At 69.4% G+C, this 20,167-nt stretch carries 20 protein-coding genes; 10 read left to right on the forward strand and 10 right to left on the reverse strand.

Translation table 11 applies throughout. The features are described 5' to 3' along the window. Window positions 1-64 precede the first annotated feature (64 nt). Entirely contained in the window at window positions 65-748 is a 684-nt protein-coding gene (locus tag LBN7_RS12405; protein ID WP_407359803.1) for a transaldolase family protein, read from the forward strand. A gap of 47 nt (window positions 749-795) precedes the next feature. On the opposite strand, the gene LBN7_RS12410 is transcribed toward LBN7_RS12405, so the two are convergent. Further along, the gene (locus tag LBN7_RS12410; RefSeq protein ID WP_407359804.1) at window positions 796-1,473 is read right to left on the reverse strand and encodes a FadR/GntR family transcriptional regulator; all 678 of its coding nucleotides are present in this window, start codon (window positions 1,471-1,473) and stop codon (window positions 796-798) included. A 46-nt stretch (window positions 1,474-1,519) separates the two neighbouring features. On the opposite strand from LBN7_RS12410, the gene LBN7_RS12415 reads away from it, so the two are divergent. Continuing rightward, on the forward strand, window positions 1,520-2,488 hold the full coding sequence (locus LBN7_RS12415) for an amidohydrolase (protein ID WP_116633851.1): 969 nt from the start codon (window positions 1,520-1,522) through the stop codon (window positions 2,486-2,488). Window positions 2,489-2,563: 75 nt separating this feature from the next. On the opposite strand, the gene LBN7_RS12420 is transcribed toward LBN7_RS12415, so the two are convergent. Together LBN7_RS12420 and LBN7_RS12425 are read right to left on the reverse strand one after the other, a co-directional pair. Then, on the reverse strand, window positions 2,564-3,337 hold the full coding sequence (locus LBN7_RS12420) for an SDR family NAD(P)-dependent oxidoreductase (protein WP_407359805.1): 774 nt from the start codon (window positions 3,335-3,337) through the stop codon (window positions 2,564-2,566). After that, entirely contained in the window at window positions 3,334-4,194 is an 861-nt protein-coding gene (locus tag LBN7_RS12425) for a fumarylacetoacetate hydrolase family protein (protein WP_407359806.1), read from the reverse strand. Before LBN7_RS12425 ends, LBN7_RS12420 begins: the two co-directional genes overlap by 4 nt. 125 nt (window positions 4,195-4,319) lie before the next feature. Here LBN7_RS12425 and LBN7_RS12430 point away from each other — a divergent pair, with 125 nt between their 5' ends. Both LBN7_RS12430 and LBN7_RS12435 read left to right on the forward strand, forming a co-directional pair. Further along, window positions 4,320-5,615 carry an L-fuconate dehydratase gene (locus tag LBN7_RS12430; protein ID WP_116633854.1) on the forward strand — a complete coding sequence of 432 codons (1,296 nt, stop codon included), beginning with the start codon at window positions 4,320-4,322 and terminating at the stop codon, window positions 5,613-5,615. Next, a complete protein-coding gene (locus LBN7_RS12435) occupies window positions 5,602-6,612 on the forward strand; it encodes an aldo/keto reductase (protein ID WP_341947426.1) in 1,011 nt (336 codons plus the stop codon). The genes LBN7_RS12430 and LBN7_RS12435 overlap by 14 nt, the downstream gene beginning before the upstream one ends. A 133-nt stretch (window positions 6,613-6,745) precedes the next feature. On the opposite strand, the gene LBN7_RS12440 is transcribed toward LBN7_RS12435, so the two are convergent. After that, window positions 6,746-7,747 (reverse strand): LacI family DNA-binding transcriptional regulator, encoded by a 1,002-nt coding sequence (locus tag LBN7_RS12440; RefSeq protein ID WP_407359807.1) that lies wholly within the window; start codon window positions 7,745-7,747, stop codon window positions 6,746-6,748. A 194-nt stretch (window positions 7,748-7,941) separates the two neighbouring features. Here LBN7_RS12440 and LBN7_RS12445 point away from each other — a divergent pair, with 194 nt between their 5' ends. The 5 genes from LBN7_RS12445 to LBN7_RS12465 all read left to right on the forward strand — a co-directional run bounded on the left by LBN7_RS12445 (window position 7,942) and on the right by LBN7_RS12465 (window position 13,291). Next, entirely contained in the window at window positions 7,942-8,811 is an 870-nt protein-coding gene (locus LBN7_RS12445; protein WP_116633856.1) for a sugar phosphate isomerase/epimerase, read from the forward strand. 187 nt (window positions 8,812-8,998) lie between these two features. Beyond that, window positions 8,999-10,501, forward strand: coding sequence for a sugar ABC transporter ATP-binding protein (locus LBN7_RS12450; protein ID WP_341947429.1), 1,503 nt, complete (start codon window positions 8,999-9,001; stop codon window positions 10,499-10,501). Continuing rightward, window positions 10,501-11,535, forward strand: a complete 1,035-nt coding sequence (locus tag LBN7_RS12455; RefSeq protein WP_207769886.1) for an ABC transporter permease — start codon at window positions 10,501-10,503, stop codon at window positions 11,533-11,535. The genes LBN7_RS12450 and LBN7_RS12455 overlap by 1 nt, the downstream gene beginning before the upstream one ends. An 85-nt stretch (window positions 11,536-11,620) precedes the next feature. Beyond that, window positions 11,621-12,622, forward strand: a complete 1,002-nt coding sequence (locus tag LBN7_RS12460; RefSeq protein WP_116633858.1) for an ABC transporter substrate-binding protein — start codon at window positions 11,621-11,623, stop codon at window positions 12,620-12,622. Window positions 12,623-12,742: 120 nt separating this feature from the next. Further along, window positions 12,743-13,291, forward strand: coding sequence for a VOC family protein (locus LBN7_RS12465; protein WP_407359808.1), 549 nt, complete (start codon window positions 12,743-12,745; stop codon window positions 13,289-13,291). Window positions 13,292-13,402: 111 nt separating this feature from the next. On the opposite strand, the gene LBN7_RS12470 is transcribed toward LBN7_RS12465, so the two are convergent. The 6 genes from LBN7_RS12470 to LBN7_RS12495 form a co-directional block, all read right to left on the reverse strand. Continuing rightward, the gene (locus LBN7_RS12470) at window positions 13,403-14,371 is read right to left on the reverse strand and encodes an aryldialkylphosphatase (protein ID WP_341947432.1); all 969 of its coding nucleotides are present in this window, start codon (window positions 14,369-14,371) and stop codon (window positions 13,403-13,405) included. After that, window positions 14,371-15,330, reverse strand: a complete 960-nt coding sequence (locus LBN7_RS12475; RefSeq protein WP_341947433.1) for a shikimate dehydrogenase — start codon at window positions 15,328-15,330, stop codon at window positions 14,371-14,373. The genes LBN7_RS12470 and LBN7_RS12475 overlap by 1 nt, the downstream gene beginning before the upstream one ends. A 9-nt stretch (window positions 15,331-15,339) precedes the next feature. Further along, window positions 15,340-16,317 (reverse strand): phosphoglycerate dehydrogenase, encoded by a 978-nt coding sequence (locus tag LBN7_RS12480; protein ID WP_407359809.1) that lies wholly within the window; start codon window positions 16,315-16,317, stop codon window positions 15,340-15,342. Continuing rightward, complete coding sequence (gene xylB, locus LBN7_RS12485; RefSeq protein WP_407359810.1) at window positions 16,293-17,783, reverse strand: xylulokinase; 1,491 nt, start codon at window positions 17,781-17,783, stop codon at window positions 16,293-16,295. The genes LBN7_RS12480 and xylB overlap by 25 nt, the downstream gene beginning before the upstream one ends. A 9-nt stretch (window positions 17,784-17,792) precedes the next feature. Next, entirely contained in the window at window positions 17,793-18,368 is a 576-nt protein-coding gene (locus tag LBN7_RS12490; protein ID WP_341947437.1) for a glucose-6-phosphate isomerase family protein, read from the reverse strand. 211 nt (window positions 18,369-18,579) lie between these two features. Next, window positions 18,580-19,116 carry a CGNR zinc finger domain-containing protein gene (locus LBN7_RS12495; RefSeq protein WP_407359811.1) on the reverse strand — a complete coding sequence of 179 codons (537 nt, stop codon included), beginning with the start codon at window positions 19,114-19,116 and terminating at the stop codon, window positions 18,580-18,582. Window positions 19,117-19,155: 39 nt separating this feature from the next. On the opposite strand from LBN7_RS12495, the gene LBN7_RS12500 reads away from it, so the two are divergent. Then, entirely contained in the window at window positions 19,156-20,133 is a 978-nt protein-coding gene (locus LBN7_RS12500) for an EamA family transporter (protein WP_407359812.1), read from the forward strand. The last annotated feature ends 34 nt before the right edge of the window (window positions 20,134-20,167 follow it).

The following is a 20,167-nucleotide window of genomic DNA, read 5'->3' on the forward strand; positions in this document are numbered from 1 at the left end:
GCGGCTGTCATTACATTAGCCGAATCCGAACCTGTAACGACAGGTTCCTCTGTCTGGAGCTCCGATGACTGCGATCGCCCCCCGCCTCTACGTCGACAGCGCCGACGTCGACCGCGTCTCCCGGCTGCTCGCCGCCGGCGTCGTGCACGGCGTGACGACCAATCCGACCATCCTCGAGCGCGGCGACAGGACGGCCGCGGACATCCCGGAGCTGTATGCGCGGTGGGCGGGCGAGGGTGCGCAGGAGATCTTCTTCCAGACGTGGGGAGGTGACACGGCGTCCTTCCTGCGAAACGCCGAGGGCATCCGCGCTCTGGGCGACCGCGTGGTCGTGAAGGTGCCGGCCACGGCCGACGGCTTCGCCGCGGCATCCGCTCTCGTCCGCGACGGCGCGACCGTGCTCGTGACGGCCGTGTACTCCGTGGCGCAGGCACTCGTGGCCGCGAGCATCGGCGTGCGGTACATCGCCCCGTACCTCGGACGGATGCGGGATGCCGCCGCCGAGACCGGCTTCTCCGGGCCCGGCGCAGAAGACGTCATCGCCCGCATGCAGGAGGTCTGCGTCGGCAGCGGCACCGATGTTCTGGCGGCGTCGCTGCGCTCGCCGGAGGACATCGTCGGTCTGCGGATGCTGGGCGTGCCCTACTTCACCGCCGCCCCGGACGTGATCGAGCGGATGCTCCTCCATGACGTGAGCGACAGCTCGGCTGTGGAGTTCGACGCGGCCATGGAGCGACTCGGGGCCTGACCCGGGTCGATTCGGGCTGCAGCTTCTGCGCACGCTGCGCGTCGGGATCAGGCGGATGCCGCCTGGCGCAGCCACCGTTCGACGCCGGCGATGTGCGCCGTGGTCAGCGAGGTCGCGAGAGCGGAATCGTGCTGCGCGATGGCCTCGGCGATCGCGCGGTGCTCGGAGAGCGTGCGCTCGACCGCGCCGCCCTCGGTGAGACCGCGCCACACGCGCGCGCGCACGGTCTGGCTGCTGAGGTGGTCGATCAGGCTCGCGAGGTACGCGTTGCCCGCCATCCGGACGATGTCGCGGTGGAAGCGGATGTCGTGCTCCACCAGCTCCTCGATCGTCACGGAGGCGTCGATCCCGTCGATCTCGGCCGCCAGCTCGGCGATCGCCTCGTCGGTGCCCAGGTTCGCGGCGAGGCCGGTCGCCTGCGACTCCAGCATCCGCCGCACCGCGAAGATCTCGAGCATCGAGTCGTCGTCGTGCATGTCGACGACGAACGAGATGGCCTCGAGCAGGAGATGCGGTTCGAGGCTCGTCACATAGGTGCCGTCGCCGCGGCGCACATCGAGCACGCGGATGACCTCGAGTGCCTTGACCGCCTCGCGCATCGAGTTGCGGGACAGGCCGAGGCGTTCGGACAGCTCCTTCTCGGGAGGGAGTCGATCGCCGGGGGACAGCTCGCCCGACACGATCATCGCCTTGATCTTCTCGATCGCCTCATCCGTGACAGCCATGGCGTCATCCTAGCGATTGATCGGATGTCTGGGGCAGGATGGGGGCATGCGCGTCATCGATTCACATCTGCACCTGTGGGATCCGGAGCTGCTCGAGTACACCTGGCTCGAGGGGCCGTACGATTTCCGGTTCGCCGAGATCGAGCTGGAGCACGCGCGGCTGGGCGCCGCGGCGGACGAGAAGGCGGTGTTCGTGCAGGCCGAGACCGCCGACGACCGCTTCCTCGACGAGGTGCGCTGGGTCGAGAGCCTCGCCGAGCGCGTCGGGGTGATCGGCATCGTGGCGGGCGTGCGCCTCGACCACGGAGTCGACACGACCACGCACCTCGACGAGCTCGCCGCGCAGACGCTCGTGGTCGGCGTGCGGCACAACCTGCAGAACGAGCCGGACGGCCTCGCGGTGTCGACGGCGTTCGTGACGGGAGCGCGCGAGGTCGCGGCGCGCGGATGGACCTTCGACGCCTGCGTCCGCGCGAACCAGCTGCCCGACATCGCCCGTCTCGCCGGTGCGATCCCGGAGCTGCGCATGGTGCTCGACCACCTCGGCAAGCCCGAGGTCGGCACGGCGGATGCACCGCGGACGCCGTCGGTGGAGTGGGTGCGCGATCTCGACGAGCTGGCACGGCATCCGAACGTCTTCTGCAAGCTGTCGGGCCTGCCGGCGGAGTCGGCGGGGAACTGGAGCAGAGAGCAGCTCGAGCCGTTCCTGGACGTCGCCGCCGACGCGTTCGGCGAGGAGCGTCTGATGTGGGGCAGCGACTGGCCCGTCTCGGCGATCGGACCGGCGGAGTCGGGCGACCCGCATGCCCCGGAAGACGGCTCCGCGACCTACCAGGCGACCGCGCGCACACGCTGGCTCGAGGTCGTCGTGGCCTGGGCCGAGGCGCGCGGCCACGACGTCGACGCGATCCTCTGGTCCAATGCCGAGCGCTTCTACGGGGTGGGGGACGCGCGGCAGCCGGAGGCGCCGGAGTCTCCGCGCCGCGGCATCCTCGGCTGGCTGCGCGGGGAGTAGGAAGCTCCCGTCGCAGAAAGGCACCGATCCCCGCTCGGGATCGGTGCCTTTTCGCGACCGGAACGCTGACCGGGGCTACTCGGTGCGCAGACGCAGCTGCGCCATGCCGCCGTCGACCTCGATCGCCGTGCCGGTCGTCGAACCGGCGGACGGGCCGACCAGGTAGGCGACGGCTGCGGCGACCTCGTCGGCGCTCACCAGTCGGCCGTGCGGCTGCCGCGCCTCGAGAGCCGCGCGCTCGGCGGCGGGGTCGGATGCCGAGTCCAGCAGCCGACTGACCCACGGGGTGTCGGCGGTGCCGGGGTTGACGGCGTTCACGCGGATGCCCTCGCGCAGATGATCTGCAGCCATGGCGCGGGTGAGCGCGGCGACCGCACCCTTCGACGCGGTGTAGAGCGCGCGCTGCTGCAGGCCGGTCGTCGAGGCGATGGATGCCGTGTTGCAGACCGCCGCCGACGGCGACTTCCGCAGCCAGGGGAGCGCGGCCGAGGTCACGCGGGCGATGCCGGTGACGTTGATCGACAGCACGCGGGCCCACTCGTCGTCGTCGTTCGCGGTGATGTCGCCCGTCGCGCCGATCCCGGCGTTGTTCACCACGATGTCGATGCGGCCGAACTGCTCGGCGACCGCGGCGACCGCCGCGTCGACGCTCGCGCGATCCGACACGTCGGCCGTGAAGGCCGCGAAGGCAGGATCTGCGGCGGAGGTGTCGCGATCGAGCACGGCGATCTGCGCCCCGTCGGCGTGCAGGCGCTGCGCGATCGCCGCGCCGATGCCGGATGCTCCGCCGGTGACGATCGCGACCAGTCCGTCCAGTGCGGTGGGTCCCTGAGCCTGTCGAAGGGTCACTTCTGCGCCTCCCATGCCACGAACTCCTGACGCTGTCGGCCCAGGCCGTCGATCTCGATCTCGACGACGTCGCCGGCGGCGAGGTACGGGAAGTTGCCTGAGAGCGCGACGCCCTGCGGGGTGCCGGTGAGGATCAGGTCGCCCGGCTCGAGGGTCACGTACTGCGACAGGTGGTGCACGATGTGCTCGACCGAGAAGATCATGTCGCTGGTGTTCGAATCCTGGCGCGGCTCGCCGTTGACGAAGCTGCGCAGTCCGAGGGCATGGTGATCGACCTCGTCGGGGGTGACCAGCCACGGACCGGTCGGGTTGAAGCCCGGAGCGATCTTGCCCTTCGACCACTGGCCGCCGGACACCTCGATCTGGAACGAGCGCTCGGAGACGTCGTTCGCCGTCACGAAGCCGGCGACGTGCGCCATCGACTCCTCGGGGGAGTCGAGATAGGCGGTGCGGGCGCCGATGACGATGCCGAGCTCGACCTCCCAGTCGGTCTTCTCGCTGCCGCGGGGGATCGTGACGGTGTCGTTCGGGCCGACCACGGTGTTCGGGGTCTTCAGGAAGATGATCGGGATGGTCGGCGGCTGCGAGCCCGACTCGGCCGCGTGGGCGGCGTAATTCATGCCGACGCAGATCACGGCGCTGGGCCGGGCGATCGGGGCGCCGATGCGGAGGGACGCGGCATCCGTCAGCTCGGGGAGCTCACCGGCATCACGCGCCGCGGCGACGCGGGCGCGGAAGTCGCCGGCGAGGAAATCACCGTTCACATCGGATGTCACGGGACGGAGGTCGAGGTAGCGGTCGCCCTCCACGAGGACGGGGATCTCGCTCCCTGGGGCGCCAAGCCGCGCGAACTTCATGATTCTCCTGATCGGTCGGTGGGCCGCGTCGGTGCGGCCGGTCTCGTTGACAGTATAGACATCCGATGTTTACACTCCAAGAGATCCGCGCGAAGAAAACCGCTCGCGCATGGAGAGGAAACCCTGTGAGCCGCATCGTCGCCCTCGACACCACCGACATCCGCTTCCCCACGTCGCTCAGCCTCGACGGCTCGGATGCGATGAATCCCGACCCCGACTACTCGGCTGCCTACGTGATCGTGCGGACGGATGCCGACGACGACATCGAGGGTCACGCCTTCGTGTTCACGATCGGCCGCGGCAACGACGTGCAGGTCGCGGCGATCGATGCGCTCGCCGGACACCTGGTCGGGCGCGAGCTCGAGCCGCTCCTCGATGACATGGGCGGCACGTTCCGCGCGATCATCGGCGACTCGCAGCTGCGCTGGCTCGGCCCCGAGAAGGGGGTCATGCACATGGCGATCGGCGCGGTCATCAACGCGCTGTGGGACATCAAGGCCAAGCGCGCCGGGCTCCCGCTCTGGCAGCTGCTGGCAAGGATGACGCCCGAGGAGCTCGTCGACCTCGTCGACTTCCGCTACCTCACCAACGCCCTCACCCGCGAGGACGCGCTCGAGATCCTGCGCGCCGCCGAGCCCGGTCGCGCCGAGCGGGAGCAGCAGCTGCTCGCCACCGGCTATCCGGGCTACACCACGAGCCCCGGCTGGCTCGGCTACTCCGACGAGAAGCTCGAGCGCCTGGCCCGTGAGGCCATGGCCGACGGCTTCACCCAGATCAAGCTCAAGGTCGGCGCCGACCTCGACGACGACATCCGCCGGTTCCGCAAGGCGCGCGAGGTGTGCGGACCCGACTTCCCGATCGCGATCGACGCGAACCAGCGCTGGGAGGTGTCCGAGGCGATCGAGTGGGTGAACGCGCTCGCCGAGTTCCACCCGGCCTGGATCGAGGAGCCGACCAGCCCCGACGACGTGCTCGGTCACGCCGAGATCGCGCGGGGGGTGGCGCCCATCCGCGTCGCGACCGGCGAGCACGCGCAGAACCGCGTGATCTTCAAGCAGCTGCTGCAGGCCGAGGCGATCTCGGTCATGCAGATCGACGCGGTGCGGGTCGCCGGCGTGAACGAGAACATCGCCAACCTTCTCCTCGCCGCGAAGTTCGGGGTGCCGGTCTGCCCGCATGCCGGCGGCGTGGGCCTCTGCGAGGCCGTGCAGCACCTGTCGATGTTCGACTTCGTGGCCGTCACGGGCACGCGCGAGGGCCGCATGATCGAGTTCGTCGATCACCTGCACGAGCACTTCGTGGTGCCGACCGACATCCAGGGCGGTTCGTACATGGCGCCGACCGCTCCCGGTGCCGGCATGGAGATGAAGGCCGACAGCATCGCGACCTACACCTGGACGGGTGCGCATGTCGGGGCCTGAGCGGCGGGTTTCCACGTCGGCGGACACCGGGGAGCGCGGGCACGCCCTCACCGACATCCCCGCCCTCGGCTACGGCGCCGCGAACGTCGGGAACCTGTTCCGCGCGCTCTCCGACGACGATGCGTGGGCCGTGCTGGATGCCGCGTGGGAGAGCGGCATCCGGTACTACGACACCGCGCCGCACTACGGACTCGGCCTGTCCGAGCGTCGCCTCGGCGCGTTCCTCCAGACGAAGCCGCGCGACGAGTACGTGCTGTCGACGAAGGCCGGGCGGCTGCTGCGCCCGAACCCCGAGTTCTCCGGCGGCCTCGACACGGCGAACGACTTCCACGTGCCCGACGACCTGCAGCGGGTGTGGGACTTCTCGGCAGAGGGCATCCGTCGGAGCCTCGACGAATCGCGCGAACGCCTCGGCATCGAGCGCATCGACCTGCTCTACCTGCACGACCCGGAGCGCAACGACCTGGATCTCGCGCTCGCCGAGGCCTTCCCCGCCCTCGAGCAGCTGCGTGCCGAGGGTGAGGTCGCGGCGATCGGCATCGGATCGATGGTCTCGGATGCACTGGCCGCCGCCGTCCGCAGCGCCGACCTCGACCTGATCATGATCGCCGGTCGGTACACGCTGCTCGAGCAGCCCGCCGCCGTCGACGTGCTCCCGGCCTGTCGGGAGCGGGGGACCGGGATCGTCGCGGCATCCGTCTTCAACTCCGGCCTGCTCGCCTCGAGCGAGCCGCGCCGCGACGGGCGCTACGAGTACGGACAGCTGCCGGACGAGCTGTGGGAGCGGCTGCTGCGGATCGCCGCGGTCTGCGCCGACCACGACGTGCCGCTGCCTGCAGCCGCCGTGCAGTTCCCGCTGCAGGCGTCGGGCGTGCGCTCGGTGGTCGTGGGCGGGAGTCGCCCCGAGCAGCTGCGCCAGAACGCGGAGTATGCGGCCCGGCCGATCCCCGAGGAGCTCTGGGAGAACCTGGCGGCCGACGGCCTCATCCCGGCGTGAGCGCGGGCGGTGCACGCCGCGTGTTCACATCTCAGCAAGAACGTACGGAGATCGCCCGGATCGCGTCCGAATCCTCAGGGAACACGACGGATTTGCTGAATCGTGAACGCCGACGCAGCGAGACGAGACCGCCTCAGCGTCCGATCGTCGACTCGCGCACGATGAGTTCGGCGGGGAACGGGGTCGTGGCGGGTGGCGGAGCGCCGGGGTCGGCCAGCTGCTGGAGCAGCGCTGCGCCTGCCGCACGGCCGATCTCGTAGCCCGGCTGCCGCACGCTCGTCAGCGGCACGACCCCCTGGTGCGCCTGATCGACGTCGTCGAAACCGACGAGCGCGATCTCCTCGGGAACGCGGATGCCGCGCCGCAGCAGCTGCGTGAGCACACCCAGCGCCACCATGTCGTTCGCGGCGAAGACGGCATCCGGGCGCTCGGCGGCAGGGAGGGCGATGAGCTGCTCGGCGGCCCGCAACCCGTCTTCGGTCGCGAGATGCGGCACGTCGACGACCGTGATGGTCGCAGCGGTGCCCGCGACCGCGTCCTGGAGGCCGGCCAGGCGGTCGTTCGACTGGCTGACCGCGGGATTCCCGAGGAAGAGGATGCGGCTGCGGCCGAGCGAAAGCAGATGCTCGCCCGCGAGCCTGCCCCCGCCTCGATCGTCGAAGAGCACGGACGCGACGGTGTCGGATGAGCGGATGGGGCCGACGACCACCGAGCGGATGCCCCGTTCGGCCAGGAGCTCCAGACGCGGCACGACATCGCCGAGCGGATAGATCACGATGCCCTGCACCCGGTGCGCCTCGAACATGTCGATGTTGCGGCGCTCCTGCGCGCCGTCGCGGTTGCTGTTGCTGAAGAAGAGCGACCAGCCGCCCTCGCGGGTCACGTCCTCGACCCCGCGGGACAGCTCGTTGAAGTAGGGCAGCCACGCGTCGAGCAGGATCAGCGCGAGCGCCTTGCTCGACCCTGCGCGCAGCTGCCGCGCCGACTCGTTGGGCACGAACCCGAGCTGCTCGATCGCGTCCCGGACGCGCTCCCGGCTCGACGCGCCGAGCACGTGCGGGTGATTGAGGTAGTTCGAGACCGTGGAGGATGAGACCCCGGCGAGAGCGGCGACGTCCTTGACGCTCGCGGGCATGGATACTCCTCGTTGTCGTGCCCCGATCACGGCAGCGGGCGGGGCGGCGACCCTCAGCGTAGCGGAGGAGTTGGCACGTGCCAAGAAATGTCTTGACTTCGCTGCGCCACCGCCGTAGCGTGACTCGAACGCCGGGATTGGCACGTGCCAACCGGCGAGGCGACGGTGCCGGACACCCGCCTGCGAGAGGCCTCATGAACATCGGCTGCCACGGGCTCGTCTGGACCGGGAACTTCGATGCCGACGGCATCCGTCTCGCTGTGGAGAAGACGAAAGCGGCGGGATTCGATCTCATCGAGTTCCCCCTCATGGATCCGTTCTCGTTCGACGTGGCGGCCGCGAAGGACGCGCTCGAGGAGCACGACCTCGCGGTGAGCGCATCGCTCGGGCTGTCCGAGGCGACGGACGTCACGAGCTCCGACCCCGCGATCGTCGCGGCGGGCGAGGCGCTGCTGATCCGCGCGGTCGACGTGCTCGCCGAGCTGGGCGGCGAGCACTTCTGCGGGGTGATCTACAGCGCCATGAAGAAGTACATGGAGCCCGTGACGCCCGAAGGACTCGCGAGCAGTCGCGCCGCCATCGCGCGGGTCGCCGACCACGCCGCCGAGCGCGGGGTGTCGGTGTCGCTCGAGGTGGTCAACCGCTACGAGACCAACGTGCTGAACACGGCACGTCAGGCGCTCGGCTACCTGGCGGAGGTCGACCGGCCCAATGTCGGGATCCACCTCGACACGTACCACATGAACATCGAGGAGTCGGATATGTTCGCGCCGGTCCTCGACGCCGCTCCTGCCCTGCGCTACGTGCACATCGGCGAGAGCCATCGGGGCTACCTCGGCACCGGGACGGTCGACTTCGACACCTTCTTCAAGGCGCTCGGCCGCATCGGGTACGACGGTCCGATCGTCTTCGAGTCGTTCTCGTCGGCCGTGGTCGCTCCTGATCTCAGCCGGATGCTGGGCATCTGGCGGAACCTCTGGACCGACAACGACGAACTGGGCGCCCACGCCAACGCGTACATCCGCGACAAGCTCGTGGCGGTCGAATCGATCCGCCTGCACTGAGGCGGGCAGCCGGATCCGGCGGCGGGAAGATCAAGATGTTATTACAGGCCTTCCCCATCCGTGCTTCGTTAGATACATTCAGATACAACTTGCGCGGAAGAGGCGCAGGCCGCAGAATTGATCCGATGTTTACTGCGGCCCGCATCGCCGGACTCGCAACATGACCTTCAAGGAAGCAGGTGAGCACATGAGTGAGCCCATTCTCAGAGTGGAGGGGATCAGCAAGGGATTCCCCGGTGTGCAGGCGCTGAAAGACGTGCACCTGGAGGTGCGTGCCGGCGAGGTGCTGGTGCTGGTGGGAGAGAACGGCGCCGGCAAGTCGACGCTGATGAAGATCCTCTCCGGGATCTACACCAAGGACGAGGGCACCATCACGTTCGAGGGTCAGGAGGTCGAGCTCACCAGCCCGCTGCAGGCCCAGGAGCTCGGCATCACGATCATCCATCAGGAGCTCAACCTGATGCCCGATCTGACTGTCGCGCAGAACATCTTCGTAGGCCGTGAGCCGACTTCCGGCCCCTTCCTCTCCGAGAGGAAGCTCAACACGCAGACCGCTGAGCTGCTCAAGCGGCTCGAGATCCGCCTCGACCCGCGCCAGCTCGTCGGCGAGCTGACGGTCGCCGAGCAGCAGATGGTCGAGATCGCCAAGGCCCTGTCGTTCAACGCCAAGGTCCTGATCATGGACGAGCCGACATCGGCCCTCACCGACACCGAGGTCGAGACGCTGTTCGTGCTGATCGAGCAGCTCAAGGCCAGCGGCACCGGCATCGTCTACATCTCGCACCGCATGGACGAGCTCCGCCGACTCGCCGATCGGGTGACCGTGCTGCGCGACGGCACATACATCGGATCACTCGACCGGGCCGACGTCACGATCCCGACGATCATCGAGATGATGGTTGGCCGCGTGATCGACGAGGGCACCCGGCCCCAGGCGCGCGAGCACATCAACGATCCGATCGTCCTCGACGTGCAGGGCCTCTCGACGAGGAACCTGCTCAAGGACGTGTCGTTCCAGCTGCACAAGGGCGAGATCCTCGGCTTCGCCGGGCTCATGGGCGCCGGCCGCACCGAGACCGCGCGCGCCGTCATCGGCGCCGACCACCGCGACGGCGGCACGATCTCGATCAGCGGACGTCCGGTGCGCATCGGCCAGCCGGCGGATGCCGTGAAGCACGGCCTCGGCTACCTCTCCGAGGACCGGAAGCTGCTCGGACTCATGCTCGAGCAGGACGTCACGTTCAACACGGTGCTCGCCTCGCTCGGCTCGTACGCCAACGGCATCGGCTGGATGGGCGACAGCAAGGCGAAGAACCGCACCAAGGAGTACGTGCAGCAGCTGCGGGTGAAGACGCCCTCGGTCAACCAGGTCGTCAAGCTCCTCTCCGGAGGGAACCAGCAGAAGGTCGTCATCGCCCGGTGGCTGATGCGCGACTGCGACATCCTCATCTTCGACGAGCCGACCCGAGGGATCGACGTCGGCGCGAAGGAGGAGATCTACCGCCTCATGCAGCAGCTCGCTGACCAGGGCAAGTCCATCATCGTCATCTCATCGGAGCTCCCCGAGATCCTCCGCGTCGCGAACCGCATCGCGGTCTTCGCGAACGGTCGCATCACCGGGACGCTCCGCAACGAGGAAGCCAGCCAGGAGAAGATCATGCAACTCGCAGCCCACGGGGAGGAAGACTGATGAGCACCCCACAGCAGCCCGGATCGTCGACGACGACGGTCATCCAGACGGCGGTGAACGAGAACACCGACAAGCGCGACGTCGGAGCGTTCCTGAAGCGCCAGCTCCAGCAGTCGCTGGCATTCGGCACCCTCATCGTCCTGGTGATCTTCTTCACGATCGCCAGCCCGAACTTCTTCACCTTCAGCAACATCGCCACGGTCCTCCTCTCGACCGCGGTCATCGGCATCCTCGCCCTCGGCACGACGTTCGTCATCATCACCGGCGGCATCGACCTGTCGATCGGCACCGGCATGGCGCTCTGCGCCGTGATGACCGGTGTGTTCGTGACCAACATGGGCCTCCCGGTCTGGGTCGGCGTGATCGGCGGCGTGCTGACCGGTGTGCTGATGGGCCTGGTGAACGGCGTGAACATCACGTTCCTCCGGCTTCCTCCGTTCATCGCCACGCTCGCGATGATGATGATCGCGGGCGGTCTCGCCCTCGTCATCTCCAACGTCTCGCCGATCTACTTCTCCACCTCGGCGCCGGACTTCAAGAAGATCGCGCTCGGCGTGATCATCCCCGGCATCCCGAACGCCGTGCTCATCACGGCCGTCGTCGCGATCATCGCGTGGCTGGTGCTGTCGAAGACGCTCCTCGGCCGCTACACCTTCGCGATCGGCTCCAACGAGGAGGCCACGCGTCTCTCGGGTGTCAACACCCGTCGCTGGACGATCCTCATCTACATGTTCGCCGGCGCCTTCACCGGCATCGCGGGCATCGTGATCGCCGCTCGCCTCGACTCGGCCCAGCCGCAGATCGGCATGGGGTACGAGCTGCAGGCGATCGCCGCGGTCATCATCGGCGGCACCTCGCTGCTCGGCGGCCGCGGATCCATCCTCGGCACCGTGATCGGCGCGCTCATCATGAGCGTGCTCGTCAACGGCCTGCGCATCCTGTCGATCCAGCCCGAATGGCAGAACATCGTCGTCGGCGTCGTCGTGCTGCTGGCCGTGTTCCTCGACTCGCTGCGCAACCGCCAGCGGACCTGAAGCAGTTCGACCCGACTCAACTGAATAGCACCACGCAGTCCACCGTCGGCCCCGGCCGGCAATCACAGAGAACAATGGAGTTTCCATGAAATTCGGCAAGAAGACCGCATTCGCGGCACTCGTGGCAGCATCCGCGCTGGTGTTCGCCGGCTGCGCCGGCGGCGGAGACGTGATCGAAGAAGGCAGCGGCGGAGGCAGTGGCTCAGGCGACGGCGAGATGTACATCGCCCTCGTCTCGAAGGGCTTCCAGCACCAGTTCTGGCAGGCCGTGAAGAAGGGCGCGGAGCAGAAGGCGGAAGAGCTCGGCGTCAAGATCACGTTCGAAGGCCCCGCGGCTGAGACCGAGATCGCGGGCCAGCTCGAGATGCTGACCGCCGCGATCGACAAGAACCCGGATGCCATCGCCTACGCGGCGCTGGACCCCGAGGCCTGTGTCGCCCCGCTCGAGCAGGCGAAGTCGAAGGACATCCCTGTCGTCTACTTCGACGCTCCCTGCAACGGCGACGTCGGGCTCAGCCTGTCGGCGACCGACAGCAAGGTCGCGGGCGCGCTCGCCGCAGAGCACATGGCCGAGCTGATCGGCGGTGAGGGCCAGGTCGCGATCGTGGGCCACTCGCAGATCAACTCGACCGGTGTCGAGCGTCGTGACGGCTTCGTCGAGAAGATCGAGGCCGACTACCCCGACATCGAGATCGTCGACATCCAGTACGGCGACGGCGACCACCTGAAGTCGGCCGACATCGCGAAGACGCTGATCGCGGCGCACCCCGACCTCAAGGGCATCTACGGCACCAACGAGGGCTCGGCCATCGGCGTCGTGAACGCCGTGAACGAGCTCGGCCTGGAGAAGGGCAAGATCACGATCGTCGGCTTCGACTCCGGAGCGGCGCAGATCAACGCCATCAAGGACGGCACCATGGCCGGCGCCATCACGCAGGACCCGATCGGCATCGGCGAGCAGGTCGTGCAGGCCGCCTACGACGCGGCCAACGGCAAGGAGGTCGACGAGTTCTACGACACCGGTTCCTACTGGTACGACAAGACCAACATCGAAGACCCGAAGATCGCCGCAGTCCTCTACGAGTGACCTCGGCGGATCCACGGGAGCCCCTCACCTTCGGGTGGGGGGCTTCTTCGTGCGCCCGGCGAATGAGGACAGGATCCGTCCGCGGCGAATGTCACGATGTGATCGACGAAAGGATGCACCATGACCACCACCCCCGCGCGACCTGACGGCTCCAACACCGTCAACCCCTTCCTCATGACCGACGACGCCGCACGGATCATCGACTTCCTCACGCGCGTCTTCGGCGCGATCGACGTGCCCGAGGCGCGGACGCTCGACACCGACGGGCTGATCCTGCACTCCGAGCTGCGCATCGGAGACTCCCTGATCACGGTGGCGGATCGCAAGCCGGACTGGCCGTTCACGCCCGGCTTCCTCCAGGTCTACGTCGACGACGTCGAGGCGACGCTGGAACGCGCGGTCGCGCTCGGTGCGCGCATCGTGACCCGCCCGACGGACTTCTTCGGCGACACGTTCTCGCGCTTCACCGATCCGTCCGGCAACCTGTGGTGGGTGTATCGGCACGAGCCGCAGGAAGCGGCCTGGGATGCCGCGCCGGCTGTGGACGCCGGAACGACCGATGCCGACGCCGAGGACTGGTCCAGCTTCACCTCTCCGCAGCTCGAGTATATCCACGAGAGCCTGGTCGAGGCGATGACATCGTTGCAGGATCCGCGGCTCGCGAACTGAGGCGCCTGGTCGGGCGGAGATCTCACGTTCGGGAGTTGGATCTGAGCCTCAGACTCCTCCCGTCGCGGAGAACTCCGCCCGAACAGCTGTCAGATGACGCAGCGCCGCGACTCACGCCGAGAGCGTGAGCAGGCGCGCGGGGTTGGCGATCAGCATCCGGTCCACGGCGTCATCGCCGATCAGCGCGCGGAGACGCGGGACGTAGCGCTCGCCGAGGTAGCCGAGGCCCGGCATGCCGCCGTAGGCGAGGTAGCGGGTGCGTCGCGCGACGTCTCCGCCGAGCACCACACGATCGCCCGCTCCACGCTCGACGACGGATGCGGTCAGCGCCAGCAACTCGGCATCGGACCGCGTGCGCGGTCGCGCGAATCCGTCGTACCCGAGGTAGGCGCCGCGTTCGGTGAGGGAGACGTGCAGCCCCGGATCCGGATCGCGGTCGGCGTGCGCGAGCACCACACGATCGGATGCCACGCCCTCGGCCGCGAGCAGATCGAGGACCTCATGGGCTGCGGTGCAGAACTCCAGGTGCACCATCACCGGCGCACCGGTCTCGCGGTGCGCGGCGGCGACGGCGAGGAGGCTCGTGCGTTCGAAGGGGCTGATGCGCCAGTAGTCGATGCCGGCCTTCAGCAGCCCGGCGCGCACCGGCTCGCCGTGGGTGGTCGCGGCGAGTGGGACCTCCGGCGTCTCGAACACCGCGGTGTCGGCATCCGGCATCCCGCGGGTGAGGTCGGAGCGGAACAGCGCGGCCAGGCGGTCGACCGTCCAGACCTGCATCGGATGGTCCGCTCCGTAGTGCGCCTCGCGGTGCCGACCGGTGGTCGCGATGATGTGCAGGCCGGTCGTCGCACTGATCCGCGCCAGCGCCGCGGGGTCGCGGGCGAGGCCGAACGGGGTCGCATCGACCATCGACTCGAAGCCGCTCGCCTTCAGCAGCCCCGCTTCCGCGCCCGACGCGCGCTCGTCGTCGAGCTCATCACCCGGCAGCAGAGGCGACACCTGGAACAGATGCTCGTGATAGTCCACGCGCCCGAGCGCGGCCGGTTCGACATCGCCGAGCACCGTCCGGACGACCGGCATCAGCGCACCGACTCCGCCGCCTCGGCGAGCCGCTCGACGGTCTCGGGGGTGAGGTCGAGCTCGAACACGTCGGCCACGACCTGCGACCAGCCGTGGATGAAGTAGCGCCAGCCGTCGACCACGTGCAGCGACCGGGCGGTCTCCTGCGCGTGGGCCTGGTGCAGGAACTCGAGCGAGCCGCGGTAGTTGAACTCCCACGCGTACGCGCCCTCGGGGAACACGACCGCGTCGGTCAGCGGAGAGCCGGGGCGATCCTTGCCGAGTCCCGTGGCGTTCGCGATCACCGATCCCGGGGGAGCGGCGGCCACGACCGCGTCGGCCTCGTCGGGGGTGGCCGTGACGATGTAGTCGATCAGCCCGTCGCGGGTGCCGTGCTGGCGGTGCACCTCGCGGAGATGGTCGAGCTTGTCCTGCGAGCGGGCCGTCACCGTGACGCGAGCGGGAGCATCGGCGCGCTCCGCGAGCGCCCAGCTGAGCGCCGTGCCCGAGCCGCCGGCTCCGAGGATCACGACCTCCGCTCCGGTGCGGGCGAAGTGGTCGGCGGGGAGGAAGTCGTTCAGCGCCAGGTCGACCGTGATCGGATCCTTCGCGCGGCCCGACAGCAGCGCGCCGCGCTTGGAGATGCTCGAGATCTCGGCGCACGACACCGCGAACGGATCGAGCTCGTCGAACAGATCGGATGCCGCGGCGTACACGTTCATCTTGTGCGTGGTGACGAGGGCGCCGCGGTGGTGCGGGTCGTCGCGGATCTGCTCGACCATCGCCCGGTACTGCGCCGGATCGGCATCCATCGGCAGGTCGTGGCCGATCAGCGTGCGGGTCGGGAGGCCCAGGATGTCGGCCCAGAGCGGGAACACCTTCATGATCGACGACGACGCCGTCGTCACGCCGACGAAGCCCATGTAGTTCGACGGCACGGTCTCGATCGTCTCCGGATCGGTGGTGAGGGACGAGGTCATCGGAGGCTCCTAGCGGGCGGTCACGGGGTGGGCGGGCTCTGCGCCCCTGAGCACGGCGAGGACGTCGTCGAGCGAGATCGAGCCCATGTTGTCTACGGCCTGGGTGGTCTGCGCCCCGAGATGAGGAGTCACGATCACCCGGTCCGCGAGGGCCGGATCGAGCAGAGGGCTGGCCTGGGCGGCGGTGTCGCCGTCGAGCGTGTCGGCGGCGTAGGCGGACAGGATGCCGTCGCGCAGCGCCTCGGCGACGGCGGTCTCGTCGACGAGGTCGCCGCGCGCCGTGTTCACCAGCACGGTGCCTCGTCGCATATGGGCGAGCCGTCCGGCGTCGACGAGCAGCTGACCGCCCGGGGCGTGCAGCGTGATCACGTCGGCGACGCGGAACAGCTCGTCGAGGTCGATCGGCTCGGCGCCGTTCGCCTGGATCAGGTCGGCGGACAGGAAGGGGTCGGCGGCGACGACGCGCGGCCCGAAGCCGCTCAGGCGCCTCGCCACGCCCTGGCCGATGCGGCCGAAGCCGACGATCCCCACGACGGCCGCCCCCAGCTCGCGTCCGCGTCGCACGCTCCAGTCGCCCTCGCGCACCCGGCGGTCGCCGTCCGGCACGGACCGCAGCGCGGCCAGCATGAGACCTGTGGCGTGGTCGGCGACGGCATCCGCATTGGCGCCGGGGGTGTTGGTGACGGGGATGCCGCGGCGACGGGCCGCCTCCAGATCGACGGCCTCCGTGCCGACGCCGTAGCGGGCGATGACCTTGAGGCGCGGCCCCGCGTCGAAGTGCTCGTCGGTGACGGCACCCGTGCCGGCGATCCAGGCATCCGCGCCATGCAGCAGCGGACGCAGCTCGTCGAGGTCGTGGTGGGCGGGACCGCGCAGGATGCGGTGACCGGCCTGTGCCGCCCGACCGACGAGGTCGAGGTCGCCGTCCGAGAACGAGCGGCTGGTGACGAGGATCACGCCCATCAGCTCGGCCGTCCTGCGAACCAAGGCGCGAGAGCCGAGTAGGCCTCGGCGAAGCGGGCGTGGCGCTCGACATAGACCGCGTGACGCCCGGCATCCGGGGTGAACTCGGCGGTCACCTCGCTCAGCGCGCGCGCCGCGGCGAAGTCGGCGAGGCCGAGACCGACCGCGCCCGTGACCGCGGCGCCGAGGCTGTTCGCCTCTTCGACGATCGTGCGTCGGCGCACCGGCACACCCCAGACATCGGCGAGGACGGACAGGTACACGTCGCTCTGCGCTCCGCCGCCGACCGCATCGATGCGGTCGATCACGGCGCCCGAATCCCGGAACGCCTGGATGCACGTGAGCAGGTTGAAGGCGGTGCCCTCGAGCACCGCGCGCATGAGGTGGGCGCGCTGATGATGGCGGGCGAGTCCGACGAAGGCGCCACGGGCATCGGGGTCCCAGAGCGGGGAGCGCTCACCGAGGAGGTACGGGAGGAAGTAGAGGTCGTCGGTGTCGACGTCGCCGGAGGCCTCGGCGATGAGCCGACCGGTCTGCGGGTGCGCGGCATCGGGGGAGAGGGCTTCGGCGATCCACTGCACGGATGCTCCGCCGGCCTGCATCGTCGCGGTCGGGACGAACGACCCCGGCACGACGTTGTCGAACGTGAAGGTGCGCATCGCCGGATCGTGCAGCGGCTGATCCGCGGCGAACGAGATCCACGACGACGTGCCGAGGCAGACGTACGCGCCGTCCTCGGGTGCGACCACGCCGGAGCCGACGGCGGCCATCGGGCCGTCTCCGCCGCCCATGACCACGGGGACGCCGGCAGGCAGGCCGAGCGCCTGGGCCGCGGCATCCGTCAGTCCGCCGGCGATCGCGGTCGAGTCGAGGATCTCGGGGAACAGGGCGGGGTCGAGGCGCGCAGCCTGCAGCACCTCGTCGGACCAGGTGCCGGTGCGCTGGTCGTACGCGTTCGTTCCCGAGGCATCGGAGCGGTCGGTCGCCAGGCGCCCGGTGAGGCGCAGCACGATGAAGTCCTTGGCGACGCAGACGCGGCGCACGCGCGACCAGATCTCGGGCTCGTGGTCGCGCACCCACATGACCTTCTCGAGGGAGTAGGTCGGGTTGAGGCGATGACCGAGGATCGCGTAGGCGTGCTCGGCGCCGAGGGCGGCTTCGAGCTCGCGCTGCTGCGCCCCCGCACGGGTGTCGGCCCAGATGATCGCCGGACGCGCCGGCTCTCCGTCGGCGTCGAGAAGCACGGCGCCCATCATCTGCCCGCTCACGACGAGGCCGGCGATGTCGGCAGGGGCCGTCTCGGTGCGGGCGAGCAGATCGCGGGTCGCGGCGACGACCGCGTTCCACCAGTCGGCCGGTTCCTGCTCGGCGATGCCACCCGCGGCGAAGTGCGCCGGGTAGGGCACGGTGACCGCGGCGACCAGTCGGCCGTCGTCGTGATGCAGGGACGCCTTGTTCCCCGTGGTCCCCAGGTCGTGCGCGATGAGCATGGCCGCGGCCTATCCCGCGTAGGGACGCAGGTCGACGCCGTCGGCCGCACGGTAGGCGCGCGAGCCCATGCCGTGCTCGAGCACCCAGCCGTAGTCGTGGCCGGCGCCGCCCGGATACACGGCGAGGAACGCGTAGGGCTCGTCGCCGGTGTTGACCGAGCGATGCGCCCACCCCGGCGGGATGTAGCCGATGGTACCGGGGAGCATGTCGAGCCATTCGGTGCGCTCGCCGTCGAACATGAGCAGTCCGCCGCGTCCCTTCAGCGCGAGGTAGATCTCGCCCTGGTGGTTCGGATGCTGGTGCCCCTTGGTCATCCACAGCTCGCCGGACGTGTCGCCGGGCATGATCGTGGTGATCGACTGGGGGAGCTCGCGGTCGATCTCGGGGACAGGAGAGCTGACGACGGTGTAGACGACAGGGTCGTCGCCAGCGGATGCCGCGGCCCAGGCGTCGGCGTCGAGGAAGAGCCCTTCGAGGTCCGACATCCGCCGGGTGAGCGTCGGACCTTCCGGCGAGAGAGTCAGCTTCTCGGCATCGAAGGCGATCGCCATCGGGGAGATCGGCGGGGTGTGGAACTCGGGCATCGGTGCTCCTTGCGAGGATGCTGCGGCGCTGCGCAACCTGTAATGACAAGTTGAGTGTACCTGTGATGACAGGTTCGCGTCCAGGACACATCGCTCATCCGCGCAGGTCTCGGCGCGCGCTGGTGGCCGCTCTGTCAGCTCCGGTCGCGATATCTCATGGATCCGCGGCCGGGATGGCTGACATATCGCGACGGGAGGCGGGTCAGCGGGGTCAGGCGTCGGCGCGGCGGGCGCGGTACGCGGCGACGGCGTTGCGGTTGGCGCAGGTCGCCGAGCAGTAGCGCTTCGAGCGGTTGCGCGAGAGGTCGAGGGCGAGAGCCTCGCAGGTGTCGTCGTCGCAGACCGTGATGCGCGACCCCTCGTCGGTGCGGATGACGTCGATCAGGGCCATCGCCGTCTCGATGAGCACGCGCTCGGCGAGCGGTCGTTCGTCATCGACGGCGTGCAGGTGCCAGTCGGTGCCGTCGTGCCGCACGAGGTGCGGCGTGAGCGTGCTCTCGTCGAGGGCGGCGTTCACCCGCTCGACCATGTCGTCGCGCGGGGCCAGCAGCATCGAGCGCAGACGCGGTCGAAGCTGCTGCAGCGACGCGAGTTCCGCGTCGTCGAGATCGAGCCGCCCGGTGTAGGGGAACTCCCGCAGGAACGCCGCGTAGTCGTCGAGATCGGCGAGGGTCTCCGGGTCCTCCGCCGAGTTCACGAGCCAGACCGCCGAGCGGAGCGCCTCGGCCGTGTCATTCGTGAAGAGCATGTTGACATCTTACATCGGGGACGCGTAACGTCACATCCCATGAGCACTATGGCGAATGACAGCGTCGGCACGACCGTGTCCGGCGTGCGTCTCGGCCTGCCGCTGGCGATCGGCGCCGCGTTCGCCTTCGGCATGTCCGGCGGCTGGGCGCGCGGTCTCATGGATGCCGGGTGGACGCCCGGTGCCGCGGTGACGGCACGCATCTGGATCGCCGCGCTGGTGCTGCTCATCCCGACGGTCCTGTCCCTGCGAGGACGATGGAGTCTGCTCCGACGCAATCTCGGCATGATCGCGGCGTACGGCCTGCTCGCGGTGGCGGCCACGCAGCTCTTCTACTTCCAGGCTGTTGCCGTGATGGATGTCGGCATCGCGCTGCTCATCGAGTACACGGCGCCGATCGCCGTCATCCTCTGGCTGTGGCTCCGCCGCGGGGAGCGGCCGAGCCGACGCAGCATCCTCGGTGCGCTGATCGCGTTCGTCGGCCTCGTGCTCATGCTCGACATCGTGACCGGTGCCGAGGTGAAGGCTGCCGGCATCCTGTGGGCGCTCGGCGCCATGGTCGGTGCCGCGACCTACTTCCTTCTCTCGGCCAAGGCCGACACGGGTCTGCCGCCGGTCGCGCTCGCCGGGAGCGGCCTGCTGCTCGGGGCGCTCGGTCTGACCGTCGCCGGCGCCGTCGGCGTCCTGCCCATCGCGTGGAGCACCGACGACATCGCCTACCGCTTCGGCACGGTTCCGTGGTTCGTGCCGGTGCTGGCGATGGGCGTGCTCGCGACGGCGCTGGCCTATCTGCTCGGCATCGCCTCGACGCGGATGCTGGGCTCGCGACTCGCCTCGTTCGTCGCACTGGCCGAGGTCGTGGCTGCGCTGCTCTTCGGCTGGCTCCTGCTCGGACAGCTGCCCGATCTTCTCCAGGCCCTCGGCGGCGTGCTCGTGCTGGCGGGTGTCGTGATCGTGAAGCTCGGGGAGCCGGTGCCGGCGGAGTTCGTCGAGCCCGTGCCGGAGCCGCGTCGCTGACTGCTTCCCCGCCGAGAGGGTGGCTCGACAGGCG

The sequence above is a fragment of the Microbacterium sp. LBN7 genome (assembly GCF_045690345.1).
Classification (GTDB): Bacteria; Actinomycetota; Actinomycetes; order Actinomycetales; family Microbacteriaceae; genus Microbacterium.